The sequence below is a fragment of the Pseudomonas sp. 43NM1 genome (assembly GCF_002836905.1).
Taxonomy (GTDB): domain Bacteria; phylum Pseudomonadota; class Gammaproteobacteria; order Pseudomonadales; family Pseudomonadaceae; genus Aquipseudomonas; species Aquipseudomonas prosekii.
Map to the genome: position 1 here is coordinate 1 of NZ_MKGS01000198.1, position 25777 is coordinate 25777.

A 25777-nucleotide genomic window follows, 5' to 3' on the forward strand; every position below is an offset into this window, starting at 1 on the left:
CGGCAATCTGGTGGTCGCGGTCGGTTTTGCGCTGATGCTCGCGGGCCTGTACACCTTGCGCGCGCCGACCAAAACCGCCCAGGGCCTGCTCTGGGGCCTGGCCGGTTACGCAACCTTCGTGCTGGCGCCGACCCTCGGTCTGCCGCCGGAATTACCGGGCACCGCTGCCGCTGACTTGGCGCAACGGCAAATCTGGTGGATCAGCACCGCAGCGTCCACCGCGGTCGGCATCGCGCTGATCGTGTTCAGCCGTCACTGGCTGATGAAGATTCTCGGCGTGGCGATTCTGGCGGTGCCGCACGTGATTGGCGCGCCGCAACCGGAAGTCCACTCGATGCTGGCGCCGGAGGCGCTGGAAGCGCAGTTCAAAATCGCTTCGCAGTTGACCAACGTGGTGTTCTGGCTGGCCCTGGGCCTGATCAGCGCCTGGTTGTTCCGCCGCAAAAGCGACGGTCAATACCACGCATGACCGATGCCAGCACAGCGCCGACCCTGGTGGTCGGCCTGGGCTGCCAGCGCGGCTGCCCGGTTAGCACGCTGCGGGCGTTGCTCGATCAAGCATTGCAGGCGCATCACATCGAACTTCGGCACATCAAGGCATTGGCCAGCATCGATCTGAAACGCGATGAGCCGGGCTTGGTGGAATTGGCTGAGCAACTTGGCTTGCAATTGATGTATTTCAGCAGCGAACAATTGGCCGGTTATCAACCACAACTCAGCCATCAATCGCAGATCGCTTTCGAGCGCACCGGCTGTTACGGCGTGGCAGAAAGCGCCGCCCTCGCCCTCGCTGAACACTTGGCGCAGGCGCCAGCAAAGCTGCTGATTTCGCGACAAAAATACGCCCAAGCCACCCTCGCATTGGCCAGTGCTGCGTAAAATCCCCGATAATCCCCGCCTCGATCATGAGCAATCTTCATCTGAAGCCTTGCCTCGAAGGTTTTTCTCAGCGTTTTTTCAGGAATTGACGATGACCGTCTACTTCATTGGCGCCGGCCCCGGCGACCCGGAACTGATCACCGTCAAAGGCCAGCGGCTGATTCGCAGCTGCCCGGTGATCATCTACGCCGGCTCTTTGGTGCCGGCGGCGGTGCTTGAAGGGCATCAGGCGCAAACGGTGGTCAATAGCGCCGAATTGCACTTGGAACAGATCATCGATTTGATCAAGGCTGCGCACCTCAAAGGTCAGGATGTGGCGCGTGTGCACTCGGGCGATCCGAGTTTGTACGGCGCGATTGGCGAGCAGATTCGTTATCTGCGCGAGCTGGATATCCCGTTTGAAATCATTCCGGGGGTGACCGCGACAGCGGCGTGCGCGGCGTTGCTCGGCGCTGAGCTGACCTTGCCGGACATCTCGCAAAGCGTGATTTTGACCCGTTACGCGGATAAAACCGCGATGCCTGCAGGTGAGGAGCTGGGCAGTCTGGCGCAGCATGGCGCGACGATGGCGATTCACTTGGGCGTCAACCATTTGCAGAAGATCCTCGCCGAATTGCTCCCGCATTACGGCGCGGACTGCCCGATTGCGGTGATCCACCGCGCGACCTGGCCGGATCAAGATTGGGTGGTCGGGACAATTGACGATATTGCCGAGAAGGTTGCGGCGAAGGGCTTTCGGCGTACGGCGCTGATATTGGTCGGTCGTGTACTGGGCAGCGACCAGTTCAGTGAGTCGTCGCTGTATCGCGCCGGGCATGCGCATCTCTACAGGCCCTGAGGCCACAGGGAAGTGTTCACGCATAAAAAAACGGCGCTCACGGGGCGCCGTTTTTTTATGTCGCAGTGAACACCTTACTTAGTAGTAGGCGTTTTCTTTCTGCGTGTGGTCGGTCACGTCACGAACACCTTTGAGCTCGGGGATGCGCTCGAGCAAAGTGCGCTCGATGCCTTCACGCAAGGTCACGTCCGCCTGGCCGCAGCCTTGGCAACCGCCGCCGAACTTCAGCACAGCGATGCCGTCTTCGACCACATCGATCAGGCTGACCTGACCGCCGTGGCTCGCGAGCCCCGGATTGATCTCGGTTTGCAGGTAGTAATTGATGCGCTCGTTGACCGGGCTGTCGGCGTTGACCATCGGTACTTTGGCGTTTGGCGCCTTGATGGTCAGCTGGCCGCCCATGCGGTCGGTGGCGTAATCGACTACCGCGTCATCCAGAAAGGCTTCGCTGAACGAATCGATGTAAGCGGTGAAGTCTTTCAACCCCAGCGCGGTGTCTTCTGGTTTTTCTTCGCCCGGCTTGCAGTAGGCAATGCAGGTTTCGGCGTACTGGGTGCCAGGCTGGGTGATGAAGACGCGAATGCCGATGCCTGGGGTGTTCTGCTTGGAGAGCAGATCTGCCAGATAATCGTGGGCGGCGTCAGTGATGGTAATAGCGGTCATGGAAACTCCTCGCAGGCTTGGGCGCAGTTTACGCCAATCATCGCGCGGCACAAAGTCCTAGTATTTTTGTCGGGAAAGAGCCAGCGCCGGTTCGGCAGCCTTTTCCCCGTCGATCCGCGCTTTAAGCCACCGATAGCTGCGTTTTTCCACCCATTCGTAGCTCAGCCACGAAGCAAACCCGATTGTCAGCGCGCACACCACGAACATCACGTAGGGATTAACGCCATAACGCTGTGCGACAAATCCGCCAGCGGACAGCACCAGCACGTGCATCAGGTACACCGAATAGGAGCAATTACCGAGCACTTCCAATACCCGGTTGTTGGCGAAAAACCGCTCCAGCGCAATACACGCCATCACCAGCACTGCGCTCGGCAAGCCCCACGCGAGGAATCGCGGCCCCGGCGGCAGGTGATAAATCATCAACAACGCGCCGGCAATCCCCAGCAGCGGCAGGTATAGCCCCGGTTTGATCCAGCCACGACGGTAGATCATGCCAATGGCAATCCCGAGCAGGAATTCGTAGACGATATCCGAACGGTAGAACTCGCTGACCCAGCCATAACCGGTCCACGCCTGGCACACCGCGAACAGCAGCGCCGCGACGATCAGCAGTCGCACTTGCAAGCGAAACAGCAACGCCCAGGCAAACAGCAGGTAAAAAAGCATTTCGTAGTTCAGGGTCCAACCGACGTTGAGTGTGGGATAAATCCCGTAACCGCCGGGGTTCTCCGTAGGAATGAATACCAGCGACAGCAGGAAATGCGACCAGTCGACGCTTTGATCCGGCAATACCGGCCGTGCGAACACCACCACCAGCGCCATTAACGAGGTGTACAGCCAGTACGCCGGGACGATGCGGAACAGTCGATACAACAGGAAGCGGCCGGGCGGCAGCGACTTGCCTTCAGTGGAGAGGAAAATCACCAGACCACTGATGACAAAGAAGATATCGACGCCCACCGCGCCCTTGTCGATGAACGCCTGCCCCACCGGCCCGCGCGCATGGAAGTCGAAAAAAATCTGCATGAAATGGTGGCAAACCACCGCCCAGGCTGCGATGAAACGCAAGGCCTGCACTGAAATCAACATCTATGGCCCTCTCTATAAATCACCACAGATCCCTTGTAGGAGCAGAGCTTGCTCGCGAAGGCGTCGTATCAGTCAATGTGATGTCGCCTGACATGAAGCTTTCGCGAGCAAGCTCTGCTCCTACGGGGGATCGGCGTTATTACAGATGGGACACTGGATAATCGGCAAAGGTCGATCAGGGATTCTCACTCCAGATCGGCAATCCAGAACCACCGCAAATCCCTTGTAGGAGCAGAGCTTGCTCGCGAAGGCGTCGTATCAGCCAATGGGATGTCGCCTGAATTGACGCTTTCGCGAGCAAGCTCTGCTCCTACGGAGGGGCGGCGGCGGTGTCAGAGATTCTCGTAGCGATTCATGTCCAGCACGCCCTCTTCCACCGGGTCGGTTTCGTGGACGTAGGTGCTCAGGTCGTGGAAGTAGAACCAGAACTGCGGGTGGCTGCGGCGAATCCCCCAGCGGTCGACGATTTTCTCGAAGCGGTTGGCGTCCTTGGCGTTTTCCATTGCTGCGACAAATGCCGGCACTTGCTCCGCCGGTACGTTGAACATGAAGTTCGGGTAGCTGCTGAGCACACCCGGATAGATCGTCAACGTGTCCAGCCCCGGTTGAAAACGCAGGGATTCGCCGAGCAGGAACGCGACGTTGCTGTGCGCGCGGTTGCGCAGCAGGCTGTAGATCTCACGTTTGCCGCTGGCGGTTTCGACGCGCAGCATGGTCGCTTCCGGCAACTGGTCGATCACCCGCAAACCCGCTGCCGGACGTGAAGCCAGCTGGCTCAAGGCCTGCTCGGCGTTCTGCAACGCCGGGTCGATATTCGGCCGCGAGCAGTAAGCGCCGGCGCAACGGTTGATCGGATCGGGCCGCGCATCGAGGTCGCCGTAACGGGCGAGCAATTGCTCCGCGAAGTCGCGTTTCGGGTCTTTTTCATCGAGTTTGAGCGCGGTCGGCTTGTCGTCATCGATGGTTTCGTAATCCAGCCACATCTTGAATTTGCCGCTGTTCTGGTACCAATCGTCGAGGTAACCCTCGCGCGAATCGGCCGGCATCAGGCGCAGGAAGTTTTGTTCGGCGCCGTTGCGGATCAGGTCGAAATACAGCCGCGTCTGCGCTTGATGCGAGACATTGCCGAACACATCGAAGTTGACCGCCAACTGATAATAGGTGCGTTCCAGTAGCGGGTAGTCGAACAGCCACATCGTCTGCGGCACTTCGCCGATCAGGCCCTTGTTCACTGAAGCGCTGTCGAAGTGGCGAAAAATGCTCAGTAACGCGTTGTCGTTGCCGGCCCACAATGTCGACCAGCTCGGCGCTGGCGCATCGGCGTAACTGTCGCGACGCAAGGCCTCGTATTCGTTGCGCTTGTCGCGGTAGTCGTGCCACAAGCCGAGGACGCTGCCAACATCGTCGTTCTGCCCCGGCATCGCCAGCAGCGGCGTCGCTTGGCCGCGATAGTTCGGATCGGTGATGTACAGATCGTGCTCCGGCGCCTGGAACAGCGCCCAGAAGTTATCGCGAATCACATCCGTGGCGATCTGGCCACGACACACCGGCCCGCGAATAAAGGTGCGGACAAAGTACTCGGCGTTATCCAGCATGAACTGATAACGCGCCTGCGCCGGGATCGCTTCGAAGGTGGTGAACGGATTGGCGCGGCGCTCCGGGCCGTAACCCGGCAACGCGTTGGCCTGCCAGTTACCACTGTAGAACAGGCTTTTGACCCGGGCCATTTTCGCCGCGCTCAGCGGATAAGTGATGTGGGTTTTCTGCACAATCACGCCTTGCACCGGCCACAAGCGGTAATACACCCGAGTGCCCGGATCATCGTTGGGCCGGCGCGTGTTGATCAGATCAATCGGCTGACCGCTCGGCGTGCGCGAGCGCACCCACTGGAAGAAATGCCCCGGCTCGCCGTCCTTGAAATAAATGTGCGCGAGAAACAAATGCTCGAACAACCAGCGCCCGACCAGACTTTCCCGCGCGCCAGGCGAATTCAGCAGCTTTTCCCATTGCAGCACTTGCAGCGCTTCCTCGGCGCTCGGCGCCAGGCCTTGCTGATCAATCGGTGCACCGGACGCGAGCCAGCGCTGCAGCGTCTGGTATTGCTGATCGGTGAGTCCGGTGACCGCCAGCGGCATGCCTTCTTTGGGGTGAGCGCCGGCGTAACCGTCAAACTCCGCCGGCATCGCGCAGGTGTTTTCGCGATTAAGGCCCAGCGCAATCCCTTCCGGCAGTTTGGCGTTGGGCGTCAACGCGGTGGTGTGCCCAAGTTCGAGCATCCGCGCCATCAACGCGGCTTGGCTGCCCTGCGCATCCAGCACCGAATAGAAGCCTTTTTGTTGCCATGCGCGTTTGCCGAAAGCGTCGTAAAACAGCCGCGTTGGCGGCGCCGCGACGCTGCGTTCGCCGTCGTATACCGGGATTTTGCTGGCACCACGCAACGCGCCTTCGCCGCTGCCCAGGTTCAGCTGACACGCCGAGTCGTAGCACGCATGGCAGGCCACGCACTTTTCGGTGAAGATCGGCTGAATGTCGCGGGTGTAGGAAATGGCGGATGGAACGGTGGGATCCTGCGCAGTGGCGCCCCAGCTTATGAGCAGCAACAACATGCTGACGACGACGCGATACGGCATGTTTCTGGGCCCACTCATGAAAATTCGCCGCGATTCTACCGTTTTGCCACTATCGCCAACATGAGCGATATTCATGCAAAACCCGGACATGCTCTAAAACCGCACAGGTTTGCTATTATCCCGGCCCTTCGTCATGGTCTTTCCGAGTAGTCCCAATGTCCGATCGCAGTGTTCGCCTTCAAGCTCTCAAGCAAGCCCTCAAAGAGCGCATCCTGATTCTCGACGGCGGCATGGGCACGATGATCCAGAGCTATAAGCTTGAGGAACAGGATTACCGTGGCAAACGCTTCGCCGACTGGCCGAGCGATGTCAAAGGCAACAACGACCTGCTGGTGCTGACCCGCCCGGACGTGATCGGCTCAATCGAAAAAGCCTACCTGGATGCCGGCGCCGACATCCTCGAAACCAACACCTTCAACGCCACCCAGGTGTCCCTCGCCGACTACGGCATGCAGGGCCTGGCCTACGAGCTGAACGTAGAAGGCGCTCGTCTGGCGCGCAAGGTCTGCGACGCCAAGACCCTCGAAACCCCGGACAAGCCGCGTTTTGTCGCCGGCGTGATCGGGCCGACCAGCCGCACTTGCTCGCTGTCGCCCGACGTCAACAACCCCGGCTACCGCAACGTCACCTTCGATGAGCTGGTGGAAAACTACACCGAGGCCACCAAAGGCCTGATCGAGGGCGGCGCCGACCTGATCCTGATCGAAACCATCTTCGACACCTTGAACGCCAAAGCGGCAATCTTCGCCGTGCAAGGTGTGTTCGAAGAGTTGGGCATCGAATTGCCGATCATGATTTCCGGGACCATCACCGACGCCTCCGGCCGCACCTTGTCGGGCCAGACCACCGAAGCGTTCTGGAACTCGGTGGCCCACGCCAATCCGATTTCCGTCGGCCTCAACTGCGCGCTCGGCGCCAGTGAGTTGCGTCCGTACCTCGAAGAACTGTCGAACAAGGCCAACACCCACGTTTCCGCGCACCCGAACGCTGGCCTGCCGAACGAATTCGGCGAGTACGACGAGTTGCCGGCAGAAACCGCCAAGGTCATCGAAGAATTCGCCCAAAGCGGTTTTCTGAATATTGTCGGCGGTTGCTGCGGCACTACGCCGGGCCACATCGAAGCCATCGCCAACGCCGTCGCCGGTTACGCGCCACGGGTGATTCCGGACATTCCCAAGGCCTGTCGCCTGTCGGGTCTGGAGCCGTTCACGATTGATCGCAACTCGTTGTTCATCAACGTCGGCGAGCGCACCAACATCACCGGTTCGGCGAAATTCGCCCGCCTGATCCGTGAAGACAACTACACCGAAGCGCTGGAAGTCGCCCTGCAGCAGGTCGAGGCCGGCGCTCAGGTGATCGACATCAACATGGACGAAGGCATGCTCGATTCGAAGAAGGCGATGGTGACCTTCCTCAATCTGATTGCCGGCGAACCGGATATTTCGCGCGTGCCGATCATGATCGACTCCTCGAAATGGGAAGTGATCGAAGCCGGCCTCAAGTGCATTCAGGGCAAGGGCATCGTCAACTCGATCAGCATGAAAGAAGGCGTCGAGCAGTTCATTCATCACGCCAAACTGTGCAAGCGTTACGGTGCGGCGGTGGTGGTAATGGCCTTCGACGAAGCCGGCCAGGCCGACACCGAAGCGCGCAAGAAAGAAATCTGCAAACGCTCCTACGACATTCTGGTCAACGAAGTCGGCTTCCCGCCGGAAGACATCATTTTCGACCCGAACATCTTCGCGATCGCCACCGGCATCGAAGAACACAACAACTATGCCGTCGACTTTATCAATGCGTGCGCCTACATCCGCGACGAGCTGCCGTACGCGCTGACCTCTGGCGGCGTGTCCAACGTGTCGTTTTCGTTCCGTGGCAACAACCCGGTGCGCGAGGCGATTCACTCGGTGTTTCTGCTCTACGCGATCCGCAATGGCTTGACCATGGGCATCGTCAACGCCGGCCAACTGGAGATCTACGACCAGATCCCGGCCGAGCTGCGCGACGCCGTCGAAGACGTGGTGCTTAACCGCACCGCCGAAGGCACCGACGCCCTCCTCGCCATCGCCGACAAGTACAAGGGCGACGGCAGCGTCAAGGAAGCCGAGACCGAAGAGTGGCGCGGCTGGGAAGTCAACAAGCGTCTGGAACATGCACTGGTCAAGGGCATTACCACGCACATCGTCGAAGACACCGAAGAATCGCGTCAGTCGTTCAGCCGGCCGATCGAAGTCATCGAAGGCCCGCTGATGTCGGGCATGAACATCGTCGGCGACCTGTTTGGCGCCGGCAAAATGTTCCTGCCACAAGTGGTGAAATCCGCCCGCGTGATGAAGCAGGCCGTGGCGCATTTGATCCCGTTCATCGAACTGGAAAAAGGTGACAAACCGGAAGCCAAGGGCAAAATCCTCATGGCCACGGTCAAGGGCGACGTGCACGACATCGGCAAGAACATTGTCGGCGTGGTCCTCGGTTGCAACGGCTACGACATCGTTGACCTCGGCGTGATGGTGCCGGCCGAGAAGATCCTGCAAGTGGCCAAGGAACAGAAGTGCGACATCATCGGTTTGTCCGGTCTGATCACGCCTTCGCTGGATGAAATGGTCCACGTGGCGCGCGAGATGCAGCGCCAGGATTTCCACTTGCCGCTGATGATCGGTGGCGCGACCACCTCGAAAGCGCACACGGCGGTGAAGATCGAACCGAAGTACAGCAACGACGCGGTGATCTACGTCACCGACGCCTCGCGCGCAGTGGGCGTGGCCACGCAGTTGCTGTCCAAGGAACTGAAACCGGCGTTTATCGAGAAGACGCGCCTGGAATACATCGAGGTCCGCGAGCGCACCGCCAACCGCAGCGCGCGCACCGAACGCCTGAGCTACCCGGCGTCAATCGCGAAGAAACCGCAGTTTGACTGGAGCACTTACGCGCCGGTGAAACCGACGTTTACCGGGGCCAAGGTCCTCGACAATATCGATTTGAAAGTGCTGGCCGAGTACATCGACTGGACGCCGTTCTTCATCTCCTGGGACTTGGCCGGCAAGTTTCCGCGCATTCTCGAAGATGAGGTGGTCGGCGAAGCAGCGACAGCGCTGTACGCCGATGCCAAGGAAATGCTCGCCAAGTTGATCGACGAGAAACTGATCAGCGCCCGTGCAGTGTTCGGTTTCTGGCCGGCGAATCAGGTGCGCGACGACGACATCGAGCTGTATGGCGATGACGGCAAGCCGTTGGCCAAACTGCATCACTTGCGTCAGCAGATCATCAAGACCGACGGCAAACCGAATTTCTCCCTGGCCGACTTTGTCGCGCCGAAGGACAGCGAGATTACTGACTACGTCGGTGGTTTCATTACCACCGCCGGGATCGGCGCGGAAGAAGTGGCCAAGGCGTATCAGGACGCCGGCGACGATTACAACTCGATCATGGTCAAAGCCTTGGCCGACCGCTTGGCCGAAGCCTGCGCCGAGTGGTTGCACCAGCAAGTGCGTAAAGATTATTGGGGTTACGCCAAGGATGAAACGCTGGACAACGACGCGCTGATCAAAGAGCAATACAGCGGCATCCGCCCTGCCCCGGGCTACCCGGCCTGCCCGGACCACACCGAGAAAGGCACGTTGTTCGCGTTGCTCGACCCTGAGGCCAGCGAAATGCAGGCCGGGCGCAGCGGCGTGTTCCTCACCGAACATTACGCGATGTTCCCGGCAGCAGCGGTCAGCGGCTGGTACTTCGCGCACCCGCAGGCGCAGTATTTTGCGGTGGGCAAGATCGACAAGGATCAGGTGCAGAGCTACACCTCGCGCAAAGGTCAGGATTTGAGCGTGACCGAACGCTGGCTGGCGCCGAATCTGGGTTACGACAACTGAGTCTCGGCTGATCGCACACCCTGTGGGAGCGAGGCTTGCCCGCGATGGCGTTCTGTCAGTTGACATGATTGTTGCTGACCGATCGCCTTCGCGGGCAAGCCTCGCCTGCAGGGGGTTGTGGCGTTCAAGGATATTGCGCGCTGCATTGTCTATGCTTGCCTGACACACATTCGTGACGAGGGATTTATGGACGATCCAGTCGACAACAAGCCGCCGACCTTATGGCAGATGCTGCACAGCGTGGTAGCGGCGGCGTTCGGGGTGCAGAGCGGAAAGAATCGCGCCCGCGACTTCACTCACGGCAAGCCGAGTCATTTCGTGATTCTGGGGATTTTGTTCACGGCAGTTTTTGCGCTGTCACTGTTCGGCATCGTCAAACTGGTCCTGCTGCTGGCCGGGATCTGAAGCCCGCTCCCCTCTTGCAGCCGCCCACAACCTTTGTAGCAGCTGGCGCAGCCTGCGTCCGGCTGCGAAGCAGTCGCTAAATCATGCGCCGCGGTGTTTCAGCAAGACCGCATTCGCAGGTTTTACGACTCCTGCGCAGCCGAACGCAGGCTGCGCCAGCTGCTACAGGGGGCGTGCGCGGGAACGCGCGCGGTTCATGGGTATGCGCTGGAGCGCGCGGTTATTGGTGGCTGACCCAGAACACCGCGGTGCCCACGACCAGGATGATCAGGAACAAAATCGCCCAGGCATCAACGGAACTGTCGCTTTTCCTTGCTTTGGTTGGGTTGCTCATTGCATCGCCTCTTGTCGGTTTTATCGGTGATTGCATAAAGACTCGACCACAGTAAAGACGACGATTGCCCTCACCACAACTAAGGGCTTTTCACTAACACTTCTCGTTAGGCCTTTTAGTTCTTTACATATACTCAAACATCACTTTTGCGCATAACTGCAAACTGGTATCTTGCCCCGGCTCCGTAGGGAGTGCGCGGCCGTGCGCGCAGAATTGCCGAGGCAGTATCGGAAACTTCAGCAAGCGAAAAACGCCACTGGATCCGACCGGCCCAAGCCTGAGAACAGGACTTATATGTACGTATACGACGAGTACGATCAGCGGATCATCGAGGACCGCGTCAAGCAGTTCCGTGATCAGACCCGACGCTATCTGGCAGGCGAGCTGAGCGAAGAAGAATTCCGCCCCCTGCGCCTGCAAAATGGCCTTTATATCCAGCGTTTCGCGCCGATGTTGCGGGTGGCGGTGCCTTACGGCCAACTGACCTCGCGCCAGACGCGAATGATGGCCAAAATTGCCCGCGACTTCGACAAGGGCTACGCCCACATCAGTACCCGGCAGAACGTGCAGTTCAACTGGCCGGCGCTGGAAGACATCCCGGACATCCTCGCTGAACTGGCCACTGTGCAAATGCACGCGATCCAGACCAGCGGCAACTGCCTGCGCAACGTCACCACCGACCAGTTCGCCGGTGTCGCCGCCGACGAGTTGATCGACCCGCGTCCGTGGTGCGAAATCGTCCGTCAGTGGACGACATTCCACCCGGAATTCGCCTACCTGCCGCGCAAATTCAAGATCGCCATCAACGGCTCGACCTCTGACCGCGCGGCCATCGAAGTGCACGACATTGGCCTTGAGCCGGTGCACAACGCTGCGGGCGAACTGGGCTTCCGTGTGCTGGTCGGTGGCGGCCTCGGCCGTACGCCGGTGGTTGGCGCGTTCATCAATGAATTCTTGCCGTGGCAGGACTTGCTGAGCTACCTCGACGCCATTCTGCGGGTCTACAACCGCTACGGCCGTCGCGATAACAAATACAAGGCGCGGATCAAGATCCTCGTCAAAGCGCTGACCCCTGAAGTGTTCGCGCAAAAAGTCGACGCCGAAATGGAACACCTGCGCGGTGGCCAGACCACGTTGACCGACGCCGAAGTGCATCGCGTCGCCAAGCACTTCGTCGATCCCGACTACAAGACCCTGGACAACCAGGCCCAGGCACTCGCCGAGCTCGACAAGGAACATCCGGGTTTCGCTCGCTGGCGCACCCGCAACACCCTGGCGCACAAGAAGCCGGGCTATGTTGCCGTGACTCTGTCGCTGAAACCGACCGGCGTTGCGCCGGGCGACATCACCGACAAGCAGCTCGATGCCGTTGCCGACCTCGCCGAGCGTTACAGCTTCGGCCAACTGCGCACCTCGCACGAACAGAACATCATTCTCGCCGACGTCGAACAGACGCAGTTGTTCACCCTGTGGGGCGAGTTGCGCGAGCAAGGTTTCGCCACGCCGAACATCGGCCTGCTGACCGACATCATCTGCTGCCCGGGCGGTGATTTCTGCTCGCTGGCCAACGCCAAGTCGATCCCGATTGCCGAATCGATCCAGCGCCGTTTCGACGACCTCGACTACCTGTTCGACGTCGGCGAACTGGACCTGAACATCTCCGGTTGCATGAACGCCTGCGGGCACCACCACGTCGGCCATATCGGCATCCTCGGGGTGGACAAGAAAGGTGAGGAGTTCTACCAGGTGTCCCTCGGCGGCAGCGGCAGTCGCAACGCCAGCCTGGGCAAAATCCTCGGCCCGTCCTTCGCCCAGGAAGCCATGCCTGATGTGATCGAGAAACTGATCGACGTGTACATCGAACAACGTCACGAAGATGAGCGTTTCATCGACACCTATCAGCGCATCGGCATCGACCTCTTCAAGGAGCGCGTCTATGCAGCGAATCATTAAGAACAACGAAGTCGTCGACGAAACCTGGCACCTGCTGCCCAAGGATTTCAACATCGACGAAATCAGCAACTGCGACGACTACATCGTCCCGCTGGCGCTGTGGCGCGAGCACGGCCGCATGCTCCTGGCCCGCGATGGCGGTCTGGGTGTGTGGCTGGACGCCGATGAAGAAGCCGAGGAAATCGGTGAAGACGTCGACAAGTTCAAGGTGATTGCCCTGAACTTCCCGGCGTTCACCGATGGCCGCAACTACTCCAACGCCCGTCTGCTGCGTGACCGTTACGGTTTCAAAGGCGAATTGCGCGCGATTGGCGATGTACTGCGCGACCAGTTGTTTTACCTGCACCGCTGCGGGTTTGACGCCTTCGCGATTCGCGCCGACAAAGACCCGTACGAAGCCCTTGAAGGTTTGAAGGACTTCTCGGTGACGTATCAGGCCGCGACTGACGAGCCGTTGCCACTGTTTCGTCGACGTTAAGGCGTCTTCGTCACCGCAAAACCTTGAGCCATGGCCGTGGAGCCGGGCTCAAGGTTTTTTTTCGCCTGCGCTAAAGTACCGGCGCCATCCGCAACGCCGCGACCCGGCCTTCAAGCAGCTCGAAACTGACAAACGGATCGTAACCATCGACCGCGGCCCATTCGCCATCGATGAACATCTGCTGATACAGCGCCGGCGACGCGTGCAGCGCATCGATCAACTGCCAGACCCGCCGTTGCAGCGGCGCATAACTCACGCGAAAGTCTGCCGTGCGGCTTAGCGTGTCCAGCATCGCAAAAAGTCTCTCGCTGCCCTGCCGAGCGGCCAGGTATTGCCAGCGCTCAACCTGAGATGCTGTGTGTTCGGGTGAAAGCCCGGACAGCCAGGCATGGGGCTGCGCGAAATCTTCCGTTGGCGGGCCCAGCCAGACGTTGATCCCGGTTTCCTGACGATGGCGACTGATCCATCGCAAGCTGTCCTCATCGTTGATCGGATTACCCGTCAGCAACACCACCTTCTCGCGCACGGCTTGCTTGCGCACCGCGTCGGGGATTCGATCAATCCGGTTGTCGCGCAGGTCAAGCAAATCCAGATACGGGTGATCAAGTACACCCACCGGGCATATTTCAATGCCGGTCGCCCGCAGGGATAGACGGCGCAGGGCCGGCAAATGCACAACCAATGGCGGCCGTGTCAGCGGGTTGCCGCTGAGGTCGAGTGTGGTCAGTTGCGACAGCTCACTGAATACCCCGGCCGCCTGCTCCGTCAACATCAGCCCGGTGCCCCCGAGGTCAAGGTGAGTGAGCTCAGTGAGCTGGCTTATCGACGCCGGCAAATGCGCGGTCCAGTTGCCGGCGGCATCGAGTTGATGCAACTCGGTGCCCGCCAGGTTCAACACGCGCAACTTGGGAAACCCCTCAAGAAACGCCGAAAGACTCGCGGGCTCGTTCAATGAGCAATACGGCATCTGCAGCTCCACAACCTCCGTGAGCCTGACATTCAGCGCGGGCAGTGTATGGAAAAAATCCAGGTCCAGGCTCAGGCGAAATCCAGCCAACTGGCCGTTGCTGAAAATCTGATCAGCCGCGTTGCCATTGCGTTGCCACAGCGTAATCAACTGGTTGGCCAGACCCATTCGATTCTGGTGTTCAATGCGGATCGCCGCGCTGATCCGGGCATCGTTTTGCGCTTCGATCTCGCGTGGACCCAGCCCGATTGCTTCGGCATCGCCGGCGGCCAACAGGTCGACGTCCATGGCGGCGATATCGAATTGGACCTGCTGGACCCACGCCAGCAGATCAACGCGCAATTGCTGCAACTGCTCATTGAGGAAGATCAGATGCGTCTGGGCGTTGGCGCCCCATTCAGTCAACAACGCATCCAGTTGCTGCTGTGTCAGCGCCGGATACAACTCGTCGAGCTGAAGCTTTTGAAAGGTTCGGGTGAAGCCTGCGTCCTGCGCAGTGGTCGGGAATCCGCCACCACGCAGGCCGAGGGGGTCGAATGACAGGCCTGAATCCATGCGCTGCAGGCCTGTCTCCAGGTCGATGCGCGACCTCGGTGCGGCGCGGATGAGCGCGCGTAAATCCGCCAGAGCCTGATCGGCGCGCAACCCCAGTGCCAATCGTTGCTGCGCCGACAAGGCATTGAGCAGGGCTTGGTGAAAATCCACGGTTTGCCCAGCCGCGAGCCCCTGATAATTTCCGCCATGCTTGATCAACTGGCGCCTAGACGCTGCGCCACGCGGGCCGATACTGTCCAACACCCGCCCCGCCGCCGACGTCTGACAAACTTCGATGCGCGTATCGGACGGCCAACCCGGCAGCCGTTCGAGCGAATGCAATGCCAGCACATCGCTGTCGGCGTTTGCGACTGAGGCGAGCTGCAGCCCTTCATAAGCGCGCGCCACTCGCAGATGAAACTCGTATTGCTCGGCTTTGCTGCTCAACTCGCTTAGCACCCGCTTGGCTTCCGCCATGGTGTGCGGCGCCGCAATGTCGATCCCCGAGCGGTCAAGCATTTGCTCGATCGCGCTTTTCGGCAAGCCGGGGTATTGCGACTGAAACAGCCTCACCCATTCGTGATCGGAGTGCTGCAGCGCGGCGTAGCGCACGTTGAATTGCTCGAAGCGCGCACGCTGCGCCTGTGCAGCGGCGGCAGAGTCGGCCGGCAGGCGGTCTATCGCCTGCTTCAAATCGAGGTCGATGCGAAAACGGCTCACGGTGTCCGTCAGGATCGGCGGCGGCGGATGGCCGCTCTGCATCAGCGTGAGCATGTCGGCATCGAGCCCGCAGACTTGATCGATGCTGCGCAGGGCTGCATCGCTGAACAACGCGCTTTCAGGCATGAGTACTCGCAACAGACCGCTGCTGATCGGCGCGCCGTTCACCGAGGCAGCGGCATCGCTGACCACACGTTCAGCAGCCAGCGTCGCATCGCCAGACACGACAGGCGCGCTCGCCGCTGCGACGTTCTCTGCGCCCTTGAGCACCCCGGCGGCATGAATCAACGGCAATGCGTTAAGCAAACCAAACAACGTGCGCCCGACGCCTGCCGAGCGCGCGTCCGTGGTTTTGCCATCGACCGCCTCATCGAGGCCATAACCGGAGTCGATCAGCCCGGCCAGCGCGAGTAAACCCTCGCCTCCCGGAACGAACAGGGCCAATGGACCAAAGCGGTTGACCCACTGCACAACCGGCTCGACGACCGCACTCAAGTTGTCGCGATTGACCTGCGCGTCAGTGCGAATGGTCTCGATACTGGCCTGCGCCGCGCGCTTCATCACCAGCACCCATTGGGCGAACGGGTCTTCGGTGAGCGGCGCGACTTCGGCACTGATGTAGCTTTCCGGCGGCCAGTAACCATCGTTGTTAAAAAAACCGTGGCCCTTCTTCAACAGGTATTGCTGCGGGTAAGTCGCCATCGCTGCCAACGCTGTCAGCACGCCGGCGTGGAATGTCCCGTCCTCGCGGTCGTCTTCGTTGAAATGCGCCGCCAACGCCTGTTTGCGCGCCTCGTCACGAGCGATGCCGGCCACCCACTCGCACAAAGCGTGATGATCGGCAAACTCGTGAAACGGCGAAGCGTTGCCCGGCACGTAGAGCAACATTCGCCCCGTGGCCCGATCGCGAAAACGCCAGATATCGACCGAGGCATAGCGATAAATCACCAGCCGCGCCGCCTCCAGCGACGCGGGCACGAGGGTGTGCGCTTGCAGTTGCGCGAGCGTCAGTTGCGCCCAGGTCTGTTGCCCGTCGAGCGCCGCAGCGCGCATGGCCATCGTCAGCCCTGCGGCGCTCAAGCTGTTTTCCTGACGTTGCAGACACGCCGCCATGACAAAGGCCAGTTTGACCGAGGTTCGCAACGGGTAAGCGTCGGTGGCCAGCAACGCCTGATCAGCCGGCCATGCCTGAGCAACATAAGCGGCATATTGCGCCTTGAAATCCAGGGTCCAGACCCATTCCTTGAACGCCGCCGGTTGCATCGCCAATTGCGTCGCGGGACCGTAGACCTGCGGCGTGGAGTGTCGATAGATGCCTTCGTAATCGCGGTAACCGCCACCGGGGTTGGGTGCTACGTCAATCTCGACGATCCGCACCTGCGGCCCGACGACGGGCGGCGTATACAAGCCGAATGCGCTCTCGCCGAAACGCCCGGCGCCGACCGTCTGGTAGTTCTGCAGCAACACCTGGGTCAGGCTTTGGCAAGTGCGCGCCCTGCTCTGGTGAATATCACCGTCAGCCGGGTAGCCGTAAAAATCGTAATTGAGGTCAACCAGAATGGCTGCCGGCGCCTCCTTACCCCAGCGGTTGCCGATCAACTGGGCGGCGTATTGCATTGGCGTCATCGGCAGCACGTTGCCCAGCGTCAGATCGGCCAATGCCAACGTGCCACGCTCGAGCGCCGGTCCACTTGATGCCGGTTTTTGTAGGAATCCTTCCATGTGCGTTCCTTGCAGGATCAGTTTTAAAAAATGCTCTTCGGGTTCAACCCTTGAACCGGGAGGAAGTACGCGTGACGTCCGGCGCAGTGTCGGGTAATGGCAACCCCGGATTGCGTTGCAGGGCCTCGGTAGTCAGCCGTTTGATGAGCGCCGCGCGCTCATTCGTGTAGTTGCTGACGATTGCGGCCATGGTCTGGTTGAACTGTTGGCGAGTGAAATCCAGTCGACTGTCGAGGCGCGCGAAAGAGCTGGCTGCACGCAGCGTCACCTCATCGAAATCTGATTGATGAGCGCTTTGCAGGTATTCGACCCAGGACTCGCGCAGCACTGCCGGCCTCCGATAGCCAGGATGGAATCGGCTGCTTCTTGACCAGGTTATAAAAAATGCCTTGTTGTTCCGGCGTCATCATGGCGCTCGTTGTGCTGGTCAATTCGAGCGAAGTCGAAATAGTTGAATCCGAAGACATGAGTAAAATCCCTTTTACCAAAAGAGACTTCAGTCTAGAGAAGACACTTCCAAATAAAAGCTTATATAGTCGATTGATAAAATCGTTATTGGATCAGCAATATGATTGCAAACTATATATAAATACCACCCGCCGCTGACTGATTATGCAGTTAGCAAAAAACAGGCAAAAAAAGACCCGGCCAATTGATTGGCCGGGTCTCGAAGTGCAATTACCAGAAGCGTTGTTGGGTCAGACGACTCCACCAACTCAGCAGCAGACGATCCACCGAACCGCTGGCCGCCATGCCGATGCGTTCCTGCAAACTTTTGCGTTCGGCGTAGTGCAGATGATAGAGCTCGGCGCTCTTGGCGCGTTCGGCGAGGTATTCGTCGCTGGTTTTCAGCTCATCGACCAATTGCCGACCCAGCGCCGCGACGCCGAGCCAGATCTCGCCGGTTGCCACTTCATCGATAGCCAGTTGCGGGCGATACCGCGAAACGAAGTTCTTGAACAGTTCGTGGGTGATGTCCAAGTCTTCCTGGAACTTCTCACGGCCCTTCTCGGTGTTCTCGCCAAACACCGTCAGCGTGCGTTTGTATTCGCCGGCAGTCAGCACTTCAAAGTCGATGTCGTGCTTTTTCAGCAAGCGATTGACGTTGGGCAACTGCGCGACCACGCCGATCGAGCCGAGAATGGCGAACGGCGCGCTGATAATTTTCTCGCCGATGCACGCCATCATGTAGCCGCCGCTGGCCGCGACCTTGTCGATGCACACGGTCAACGGCACGCCAGCCTGACGGATCCGCGCCAGTTGCGAGGAGGCCAAGCCGTAGCTGTGAACCATGCCGCCGCCGCTTTCGAGGCGCAACACCACTTCATCCTGAGGTGTGGCGAGGGTCAGCAGCGCGGTGATCTCGTGGCGCAGGCTCTCGGTCGCGGAAGCCTTGATGTCGCCGTCAAAATCCAGCACAAAAACCCGGCCCTTCGGCTCGGGTTTCTTTTTCTGTTTTTTCTCGGTTTTAGCCTGGGATTTGCGCAGCGACTTGAGCTGATCCTTGTCGAGCAGCGTCTGCTCCAGGCGTTCGCGCAGGCCTTTGTAGAAATCATTGAGTTTGCTGACTTGCAACTGGCCGGCCGACTTGCGCCGACCTTTGCTGCGCAGCGCCGCGAAACTGGCCATGACCACCAGAATGGCGACCACCAGCGTCACGGTCTTGGCCAGGAAACTGGCGTACTCGGCGAAAAACTCCACACACGACTCCTTCAATACAATGCGCCGCTAAAAACGCGCGCGCGGAATGTCCCCAGCATACCCATGCCCTGCCTTCGGGGCCAGCCGTGAAACCTCTGGAAACAGGCCTGTAACGGGCATTTCAAACAAGCGTATGTTTTTTCATTGACAGCTCACGGCCATCCTCATAACCTCGCCAAACCTTCAACGTACCGGGATGACGCGGACGTGGGCAGCATCTATTTGATTCGACATGGCCAGGCCTCCTTTGGTGCAGACGACTATGACGTCCTGTCGCCGACCGGTGTGCGCCAGGCAGAAGTCCTCGGCCAGCACCTCGCCGGGCTGGGCATCAGCTTCGATCGCTGCCTCGCCGGTGACTTGCGTCGCCAGCAGCACACCGCCACCAGTGCGCTGGAACAATTTGCTGCGGTCGGCATGCCCACGCCGATCCTGGAAACCGACTCCGCGTTCAACGAATTTGATGCCGACGCGGTGATCCGCGCCCTGCTCCCGGCAATGCTCGACGACGAACCTGAGGCGCTGGAGATCCTGCGCAACGCCGCGCAGAACCGCGCCGAGTTTCAGCGCATTTTCGCCCTGATTATCGAGCGCTGGCTGGCCGGCACCTACGACACGCCGGGGCTGGAAAGCTGGCTGGGTTTTGTCGAGCGGGTCCAGGCAGGCTTGCAGCGGATTCTCGACCAGGCCGACAACACGCAGAAAATCGCCGTGTTTACTTCCGGCGGCACCATCACTGCCCTGCTCCACCTGATTACGCAAATGCCGGCAAAACAAGCTTTTGAACTCAACTGGCAAATCGTCAACACCTCGCTCAACCAACTGAAGTTTCGTGGTCGCGAGGTGGCTCTGGCTTCCTTCAACAGTCATGCGCACCTGCAATTGTTGAAGGCCCCGGAACTCATCACATTTCGCTGAGTCCGGACTGGTGTGACCCTGGCTGTCATCACCCTGCTGTCATCACCCAACTGTAGCTACCCAGCTGTAATTCCCAAGAAAAGGATCGAACCATGACCTCCGTAGCCGACGCCGTACAAGCAATGAAAGCCAAGTTCAACCCAGATGCCGCCGCCGGCCTGGACCTGGTATTCGGTTTCCGCATCGACGACAGCAAAAACTTCTCGTTGATCGTCAAGGACAAAACCTGCGAACTGCAAGAAGGCGAAAACCCGGACGCGCAGGTCACTCTGGTGATGGACGGCGAAACCCTGCAGGGCATCGTCGACGGCACGACCGACGGCATGCAAGCGTTCATGGGCGGCAAACTGCGCGCTGAAGGCGACATGATGCTGGCAATGAAACTGTCCGAACTGTTCCCTTCGTAAAATGACGGCTGCCCACGCCGGGCAGCGTCAATGCTGCACAACAAATCCCGCCGCCATGGCGGGATTTGTCGTTTCAGGCCCCCACGCAATCCCGGCGCCGATCAGCCTGTCGGGCAGGTGAACAGGCCATTCGGCAATTTGCCGTCTATATTCCTTCTGGCCGCATGCGTCAGCCATCGGCAGTTCAACGCCTGTTTGCTGATCCGAGAACCGAGAACCGAGCGGAGAACGTTGTCATGAGCCCACCTGATGACCACGACGGTTTTAATCGCCGCCGCGTATTGCAAGGCCTGACCGCTGGCGCCTTGGGTGCCTGGGTCAGCCCACTTTTCGCAGGGAGTAAAACCATGCCCGATGCCCCGGCCGATCTGATTCTGTACAACGGTCGTTTGCACACCGTTGACCGCAAGAAACCCCAGGCCAGCGCCGTGGCGATCAAGGATGGGCGCTTCGTGGTGGTCGGCAGTGACGCGCAAGCAATGGCGCTGCAAGGCCCCGGCACGCAAATCATCGACCTGCACGGGCGCACGGTGATCCCCGGCCTCAACGACTCGCACCTGCACCTGATTCGTGGCGGGCTCAATTACAACCTCGAACTGCGCTGGGAAGGCGTGCCGTCATTGGTCGACGCCTTGCGCTTGCTCAAGGACCAGGCCGACCGCACGCCGACCCCGCAATGGGTACGCGTGGTCGGCGGCTGGAACGAATTCCAGTTCGCCGAAAAGCGCCTGCCCACCCTCGAAGAACTGAACAAAGCCGCGCCGGATACGCCGGTGTTCGTCCTGCACCTCTATGACCGCGCCCTGCTCAACCGCGCCGCGCTGAAAGTGGTCGGTTACACGCGCGATACGCCGAACCCGCCGGGTGGCGAGATTGTCCGCGATTCGAATGGCAATCCGACCGGCATGCTGATCGCCCGGCCGAACGCGATGATTCTTTATTCGACCCTGGCCAAGGGGCCGAAACTGCCGCTGGAACATCAGGTCAATTCGACGCGCCAATTCATGCGCGAACTCAACCGTCTCGGCGTGACCAGCGCCATCGATGCCGGCGGCGGTTATCAGAATTACCCGGACGATTACCAAGTCATCCAGCAACTGGCCGATGACAAACAGCTGACCGTGCGCATCGCCTACAACTTGTTCACGCAAAAACCCAAGGAAGAACTCACCGACTTCAAGAACTGGACCAGCACCTCGCATTACGGCCAGGGCGATGCCTTCCTCAAACACAACGGCGCCGGCGAGATGCTGGTGTTCTCCGCCGCTGATTTCGAAGATTTCCTTGAACCGCGCCCGGACCTGCCGCAAACCATGGAACAGGAACTCGAACCAGTCGTTCGCCACTTGGTGGAGCAGCGCTGGCCGTTCCGTTTGCATGCGACTTACAACGAGTCCATCAGCCGTATGCTCGACGTGTTCGAGAAGGTCAATCGCGACATTCCGTTCAACGGTTTGCCGTGGTTCTTCGACCATGCCGAAACCATCACGCCGCAGAATATCGAGCGGGTCAAAGCCTTGGGCGGCGGGATTGCGATTCAGGACCGGATGGCGTTTCAGGGCGAATATTTCGTCGACCGCTACGGCGCCAAAGCTGCGGAACACACGCCACCGATCGCGCGCATGTTGGCCGAAGGCATCCCGGTCGGCGCCGGCACCGACGCCACCCGCGTGTCGAGTTACAACCCGTGGACTTCGCTGTTCTGGCTGGTCAGCGGCCGCACCGTCGGCGGTCTGGAGCTATACCCGCAAGGCTTGAGCCGCGACACCGCGCTGGAACTGTTCACCCACGGCAGCGCCTGGTTTTCCTCCGAACAAGGGCAGAAAGGCCAGATCAAGGTCGGGCAACTGGCGGACCTGATTGCGCTGTCGGCGGATTATTTTCACATCGAGGACGAAGCGATCAAGTGGATCGAATCGGTGCTGACTATTGTCGACGGCAAGATCGTCTACGGCAGTGTCGAGTTCGACAAACTGTCGCCGCCGCCGATTCCGGTGGTGCCTGAGTGGTCGCCCGTGGCGAAAGTGCCGGGGCACTGGAAACCGCTGGCGCCGCTGACCGCGCAGGTTCACCAATGTGTCGGCGCCTGCGCGGTGCATGCGCACAGCCACGAACGCGCGCGATTGTCGTCGGCACCGGTGAGTGATTTCCAGGGATTCTGGGGCGCTTTCGGCTGCTCCTGTTTCTCCTTCTGAGCTCGAGCTTTACCCACCTCGCAAATCGCCTGTAGGAGCGAGGCTTGCCCGCGAAGGCGTAGTGTCAGTGGATGCAAATGTTGCCTGACACAACGCCATCGCGGGCAAGCCTAGCTCCCACGGGAATCAGTGGCTGATCGACCGAAGCTTGATCCCGGTCAGTTGTCGGCGCGCGGCAATCATTACCCTCTTACTTCCATCGACAGCCAGGGACGGCTCATCACGAGCCAACGGCTATCACTGCTCAAGGAAGAGGCACTCATGCGTTCACTGAAAATCATCCTGCTGGCATCGGCGTTCAACGGCCTGACTCAACGCGCGTGGCTGGAATTGCGCGAGGCCGGGCATTCGCCGAGCGTGGTGCTGTTTACCGACGAAAACGCAGTGTGCGAACAGATCGAACACTCCGGCGCCGACCTGGTGATTTGCCCGTTCCTCAAGGACCGCGTGCCGCAGCAATTGTGGAGCGATCCGCAGCGCCCGGTGGTGATCATTCATCCGGGGATTGTCGGTGATCGCGGCGCCAGCGCCCTCGACTGGGCGATTTCCAATGAGCTGCAGCGCTGGGGCGTGACCGCGTTGCAAGCGGTGGAAGAGATGGACGCCGGGCCGGTCTGGGCCACCTGCGAATTCAACCTGCCGCCAGGCCTGCGCAAATCCGAGCTGTACAACGGGCGGGTCAGTGATGCGGCGATCCGCTGCATCCGCGAAGTCGTCGAGAAATTCAACGCCGGGTTTACTCCGGAGCCGCTGGACTACCGCCAACCGCAGGTTATCGGGCGTTTACAGCCGAACATGAAGCAGGCGGATCGCGCGTTCAGTTGGCACGATTGCTCGCGGTTCATCAAACGCCGGATCGACGCGGCTGACGGTCAACCGGGGGTGTTGGCGAGTCTGGCCGGCGGCCAGTACTACCTGTATGACGCGCATCTGGACGCGCGCAGCGGCACGCCGGGCCAGATTCTCGCGGTGCACGACGATGCGGTGCTGGTCGCGACTGGCGATCACAGTCTGTGGATAGGCGCGTTGCGGCGCAAACCGCAGCCCGGCGAAGAAACGTTCAAGCGCCCGGCCCGGCATATGCTCGCGCAGCAGTTGCATGAAGTGCCGACGCTCGACTGGTCGATCGCTTCGCAGCCGTTCAACGACGAAGCCTATCAACCGATCCGTTATCGCGAATCAGGGCATGTCGGCGAGCTGACGTTCGAGTTCTACAACGGCGCAATGAGCACTGAACAATGTCAGCGCCTGGTCACCGCACTGCGCTGGGCCAAGGCGCGCGAGACTCAGGTGTTGCTGATCAAGGGCGGGCGCGGGAGTTTTTCCAACGGCGTGCATTTGAATGTGATTCAGGCCGCCGAGGTGCCGGGCCTGGAAGCGTGGGCGAATATTCAGGCGATCGACGATGTCTGCGAAGAGCTGCTCAGCGCCCGGCAATTAGTGGTGTGCGGCATGACCGGCAGCGCCGGGGCTGGTGGTGTGATGCTGGCACTGGCCGCCGACATCGTGTTGGCCCGCGCCGAAACCGTGCTTAATCCGCATTACAAAAGCATGGGTTTGTATGGCTCGGAATACTGGACCTACAGCCTGCCGCGCGCGGTAGGCCCGGTGCTGGCGGAAAAACTCACCCAAGACTGCCTGCCGGTGAGCGCCAAGCAGGCGCTGCAATGGGGCATGGTTCAGGAGATCGGTCCGCGCTGCCCCGACGAGTTCGGTTTGTGGTTGTTGCAACGGGCGAATGGGGTGTTGACCGATCCGGCGTATGCGCCGATTCGCCAGCGAAAAACCCGCGATGACCGTTTGTTGATAGCGCAATGCCGAGCAGCGGAGCTGGCGCAGATGCAGCTGGACATGGTGCAAAACCGCAACCAATTCGCCGAGAAGTGCCGCAAGTTCGTCTACAAACGCAAAGCCTGCGGCACCCCGCAGCGCCTGATCGCAGACTGGACGCAGCTGCCAGAGACCGAACTCACCGAATAACCCGCAACGCCGCCCCGCTCTCCCTGACAACCACCGACGCTCTATGTAGCAGCTGCCGAGCGTGCGAGGCTGCGTTCGGCGGCGCAGCCGTCGTAAATCCAGTCACGTGAGTCTTCAGGAACACCGGACAGCCAGATCACGACTGCTACGCAGCCGAACGCAGCCTCGCAGGCTCGGCAGCTGCTACAGGTTTTGCGTGGGCATTTTTGCTTGCGCGGTAGGCACAAACTGCGGCCGTTGCTACATTTGCCCACCCAAACCTGCGCCCAAAAACAACCACCGCCCCCGCAACGCCGCACCGCTCTATGTAGCAGCTGCCGAGCCTGCGAGGCTGCGTCCGGCGGCGCAGCCGTCGTAACACCAGTCACGTGAGTCTTCAGGAACCCCGGACAGCCAGATCACGACTGCTGCGCAGCCGAACGCAGCCTCGCAGGCTCGGCAGCTGCTACAGGTTTGGCGTGGGCATTTTTGCTTGCGCCGTAGGCACAAACTGCGGCCGTTGCTACATTTGCCCACCCAAACCTGCGCCCAAAAACAACCACCGCCCCCGCAACGCCGCACCGCTTTATGTAGCAGCTGCCGAGCCCGCGAGGCTGCGTCCGGCGGCGCAGCCGTCGTAAATCCAGTGACGTGAGTCTTCAGGAACACCGGGACTGCCGGATCACGACTGCTGCGCAGCCGAACGCAGCCTCGCAGGCTCGGCAGCTGCTACAGGTTGCGTGGGCATTTTTGCTTGCGTGGTAGGCAGCGACTGCCGGCGCTCTTACAATTGCCGACCCACACTGGCGGCCAGCCCATGGACATCGATCTCGCGCGCACTTTTCTGGAAATTGTCCGTCACGGCAGCCTCGCCGCCGCTGCGCAAAAGCTCCACGTCACTCAAACCGCGATCACCGCGCGGGTGCAGAAGCTCGAAAGCCAATTGGGCAGCACGCTGTTTGTGCGCAATCGCGCCGGTGCGCGCCTGACGCCGAATGGCGAAGCCTTCGTGATCTATGCCAACCAACTGGTGCAAACCTGGGAAGCCGCGCGCCGCGACCTGCCGCTGCCCGAAGGTTATCGCGACGTCCTGCACATCGGTGGCGAGGTCAGCCTGTGCAATCCGCTGATGCTCAGTTGGGCCGCCGAGTTGCGCGAGAAAATCCCCAGCCACGCATTGCGCATGGAAATCCGCGACGGTGAAAACCTGTTGCGCCAGTTGGAACTGGGCGTGCTCGACGCCGCGCTGGTCTACCAACCGGAATACTGGCCGCGCCTGCAAGTCGAGCAAGTGTTGGAAGAAAAGCTGATCCTCGTGCGCCTGGCCGGCAAACCCGACCCGTATGTCTACATCGACTGGGGCCCGGACTTCCGGCGCCAACACGACGCCGCGCTGCCGGAAAAAGCCAAGGCTGCGCTGAGTTTCAACCTCGGCCCGCTGGCCTTGCAGTATTTGCTCGAACACGGCGGCAGCGGTTATTTCCGCACGCGCGTGGTGCAAAGTTACCTGCAAAGC

The 25777-nt window shown here is 60.2% G+C and carries 18 protein-coding genes; 12 read left to right on the forward strand and 6 right to left on the reverse strand.

The annotated features are described in order from the left end of the window. From BI292_RS26280 to cobM, 3 genes are all read left to right on the forward strand, one after another. Window positions 1–469, forward strand: a 469-nt coding sequence (locus BI292_RS26280; RefSeq protein WP_101209702.1) for a CbtA family protein, incomplete at its 5' end; no start/stop codon positions are given. Then, window positions 466–879: a cobalamin biosynthesis protein gene (locus BI292_RS26285; RefSeq protein WP_092269284.1), complete on the forward strand. Its 414-nt coding sequence runs from the start codon at window positions 466–468 to the stop codon at window positions 877–879. The genes BI292_RS26280 and BI292_RS26285, both read left to right, overlap by 4 nt. Window positions 880–970: 91 nt before the next feature. After that, a complete protein-coding gene (gene cobM, locus BI292_RS26290; protein WP_101209703.1) occupies window positions 971–1717 on the forward strand; it encodes a precorrin-4 C(11)-methyltransferase in 747 nt (248 codons plus the stop codon). Between the two features lie 78 nt (window positions 1718–1795). Here the strand turns inward: cobM and nfuA are convergent, their stop codons facing one another. The 3 genes from nfuA to BI292_RS26305 all read right to left on the reverse strand — a co-directional run bounded on the left by nfuA (window position 1796) and on the right by BI292_RS26305 (window position 6102). After that, entirely contained in the window at window positions 1796–2380 is a 585-nt protein-coding gene (gene nfuA, locus BI292_RS26295) for a Fe-S biogenesis protein NfuA (RefSeq protein WP_092269289.1), read from the reverse strand. Window positions 2381–2437: 57 nt separating this feature from the next. Beyond that, complete coding sequence (locus BI292_RS26300) at window positions 2438–3472, reverse strand: acyltransferase (protein WP_101209704.1); 1035 nt, start codon at window positions 3470–3472, stop codon at window positions 2438–2440. 332 nt (window positions 3473–3804) lie between these two features. Further along, window positions 3805–6102, reverse strand: coding sequence for a fatty acid cis/trans isomerase (locus tag BI292_RS26305; protein WP_101209705.1), 2298 nt, complete (start codon window positions 6100–6102; stop codon window positions 3805–3807). Between the two features lie 155 nt (window positions 6103–6257). On the opposite strand from BI292_RS26305, the gene metH reads away from it, so the two are divergent. The 4 genes from metH (at window position 6258) to BI292_RS26325 (ending at window position 13138) form a co-directional block, all read left to right on the forward strand. After that, window positions 6258–9968, forward strand: a complete 3711-nt coding sequence (metH, locus tag BI292_RS26310) for a methionine synthase (protein WP_101209706.1) — start codon at window positions 6258–6260, stop codon at window positions 9966–9968. A gap of 186 nt (window positions 9969–10154) precedes the next feature. Beyond that, window positions 10155–10373 carry a DUF2970 domain-containing protein gene (locus BI292_RS26315; protein ID WP_101209707.1) on the forward strand — a complete coding sequence of 73 codons (219 nt, stop codon included), beginning with the start codon at window positions 10155–10157 and terminating at the stop codon, window positions 10371–10373. A gap of 628 nt (window positions 10374–11001) precedes the next feature. Continuing rightward, the gene (locus tag BI292_RS26320; RefSeq protein ID WP_101209708.1) at window positions 11002–12660 is read left to right on the forward strand and encodes a nitrite/sulfite reductase; all 1659 of its coding nucleotides are present in this window, start codon (window positions 11002–11004) and stop codon (window positions 12658–12660) included. Further along, entirely contained in the window at window positions 12644–13138 is a 495-nt protein-coding gene (locus BI292_RS26325; RefSeq protein ID WP_092269307.1) for a DUF934 domain-containing protein, read from the forward strand. The genes BI292_RS26320 and BI292_RS26325 overlap by 17 nt, the downstream gene beginning before the upstream one ends. A 70-nt stretch (window positions 13139–13208) precedes the next feature. Here BI292_RS26325 and BI292_RS26330 read toward each other — a convergent pair whose 3' ends face one another. The 3 genes from BI292_RS26330 to sohB form a co-directional block, all read right to left on the reverse strand. Continuing rightward, the gene (locus BI292_RS26330) at window positions 13209–17081 is read right to left on the reverse strand and encodes a dermonecrotic toxin domain-containing protein (protein WP_101209709.1); all 3873 of its coding nucleotides are present in this window, start codon (window positions 17079–17081) and stop codon (window positions 13209–13211) included. Between the two features lie 43 nt (window positions 17082–17124). Then, window positions 17125–17409, reverse strand: a complete 285-nt coding sequence (locus BI292_RS26335) for a hypothetical protein (protein WP_092269314.1) — start codon at window positions 17407–17409, stop codon at window positions 17125–17127. A gap of 350 nt (window positions 17410–17759) precedes the next feature. Further along, window positions 17760–18782 (reverse strand): protease SohB, encoded by a 1023-nt coding sequence (sohB, locus tag BI292_RS26340; RefSeq protein ID WP_101209710.1) that lies wholly within the window; start codon window positions 18780–18782, stop codon window positions 17760–17762. Between the two features lie 207 nt (window positions 18783–18989). Here sohB and BI292_RS26345 point away from each other — a divergent pair, with 207 nt between their 5' ends. The 5 genes from BI292_RS26345 to BI292_RS26365 all read left to right on the forward strand — a co-directional run. After that, a complete protein-coding gene (locus BI292_RS26345; RefSeq protein WP_101209711.1) occupies window positions 18990–19700 on the forward strand; it encodes a histidine phosphatase family protein in 711 nt (236 codons plus the stop codon). Window positions 19701–19792: 92 nt separating this feature from the next. Beyond that, window positions 19793–20107: an SCP2 sterol-binding domain-containing protein gene (locus BI292_RS26350; protein ID WP_092269324.1), complete on the forward strand. Its 315-nt coding sequence runs from the start codon at window positions 19793–19795 to the stop codon at window positions 20105–20107. 347 nt (window positions 20108–20454) lie between these two features. Further along, complete coding sequence (locus BI292_RS26355; RefSeq protein WP_101209714.1) at window positions 20455–22302, forward strand: amidohydrolase; 1848 nt, start codon at window positions 20455–20457, stop codon at window positions 22300–22302. 261 nt (window positions 22303–22563) lie between these two features. Beyond that, on the forward strand, window positions 22564–24282 hold the full coding sequence (locus BI292_RS26360; protein ID WP_101209712.1) for a hydrogenase maturation protein: 1719 nt from the start codon (window positions 22564–22566) through the stop codon (window positions 24280–24282). 796 nt (window positions 24283–25078) lie between these two features. Beyond that, window positions 25079–25777, forward strand: a 699-nt coding sequence (locus tag BI292_RS26365; RefSeq protein WP_101209713.1) for a LysR family transcriptional regulator, incomplete at its 3' end; no start/stop codon positions are given.

Excerpts from the sequence above, each read along its gene's own strand:
- cobM (WP_101209703.1), top strand. The coding sequence starts at position 971 with ATGACCGTCTACTTCATTGGCGCCGGCCCCGGCGACCCGGAACTGATC.
- BI292_RS26315 (WP_101209707.1), top strand. The coding sequence starts at position 10,155 with ATGGACGATCCAGTCGACAACAAGCCGCCGACCTTATGGCAGATGCTG.
- BI292_RS26330 (WP_101209709.1), bottom strand. The coding sequence starts at position 17,081 with ATGGAAGGATTCCTACAAAAACCGGCATCAAGTGGACCGGCGCTCGAG.
- BI292_RS26305 (WP_101209705.1), bottom strand. The coding sequence starts at position 6,102 with ATGCCGTATCGCGTCGTCGTCAGCATGTTGTTGCTGCTCATAAGCTGG.
- nfuA (WP_092269289.1), bottom strand. The coding sequence starts at position 2,380 with ATGACCGCTATTACCATCACTGACGCCGCCCACGATTATCTGGCAGAT.
- BI292_RS26355 (WP_101209714.1), top strand. The coding sequence starts at position 20,455 with ATGCCCGATGCCCCGGCCGATCTGATTCTGTACAACGGTCGTTTGCAC.
- BI292_RS26320 (WP_101209708.1), top strand. The coding sequence starts at position 11,002 with ATGTACGTATACGACGAGTACGATCAGCGGATCATCGAGGACCGCGTC.
- BI292_RS26285 (WP_092269284.1), top strand. The coding sequence starts at position 466 with ATGACCGATGCCAGCACAGCGCCGACCCTGGTGGTCGGCCTGGGCTGC.
- BI292_RS26360 (WP_101209712.1), top strand. The coding sequence starts at position 22,564 with ATGCGTTCACTGAAAATCATCCTGCTGGCATCGGCGTTCAACGGCCTG.
- BI292_RS26350 (WP_092269324.1), top strand. The coding sequence starts at position 19,793 with ATGACCTCCGTAGCCGACGCCGTACAAGCAATGAAAGCCAAGTTCAAC.
- BI292_RS26300 (WP_101209704.1), bottom strand. The coding sequence starts at position 3,472 with ATGTTGATTTCAGTGCAGGCCTTGCGTTTCATCGCAGCCTGGGCGGTG.
- metH (WP_101209706.1), top strand. The coding sequence starts at position 6,258 with ATGTCCGATCGCAGTGTTCGCCTTCAAGCTCTCAAGCAAGCCCTCAAA.
- BI292_RS26325 (WP_092269307.1), top strand. The coding sequence starts at position 12,644 with ATGCAGCGAATCATTAAGAACAACGAAGTCGTCGACGAAACCTGGCAC.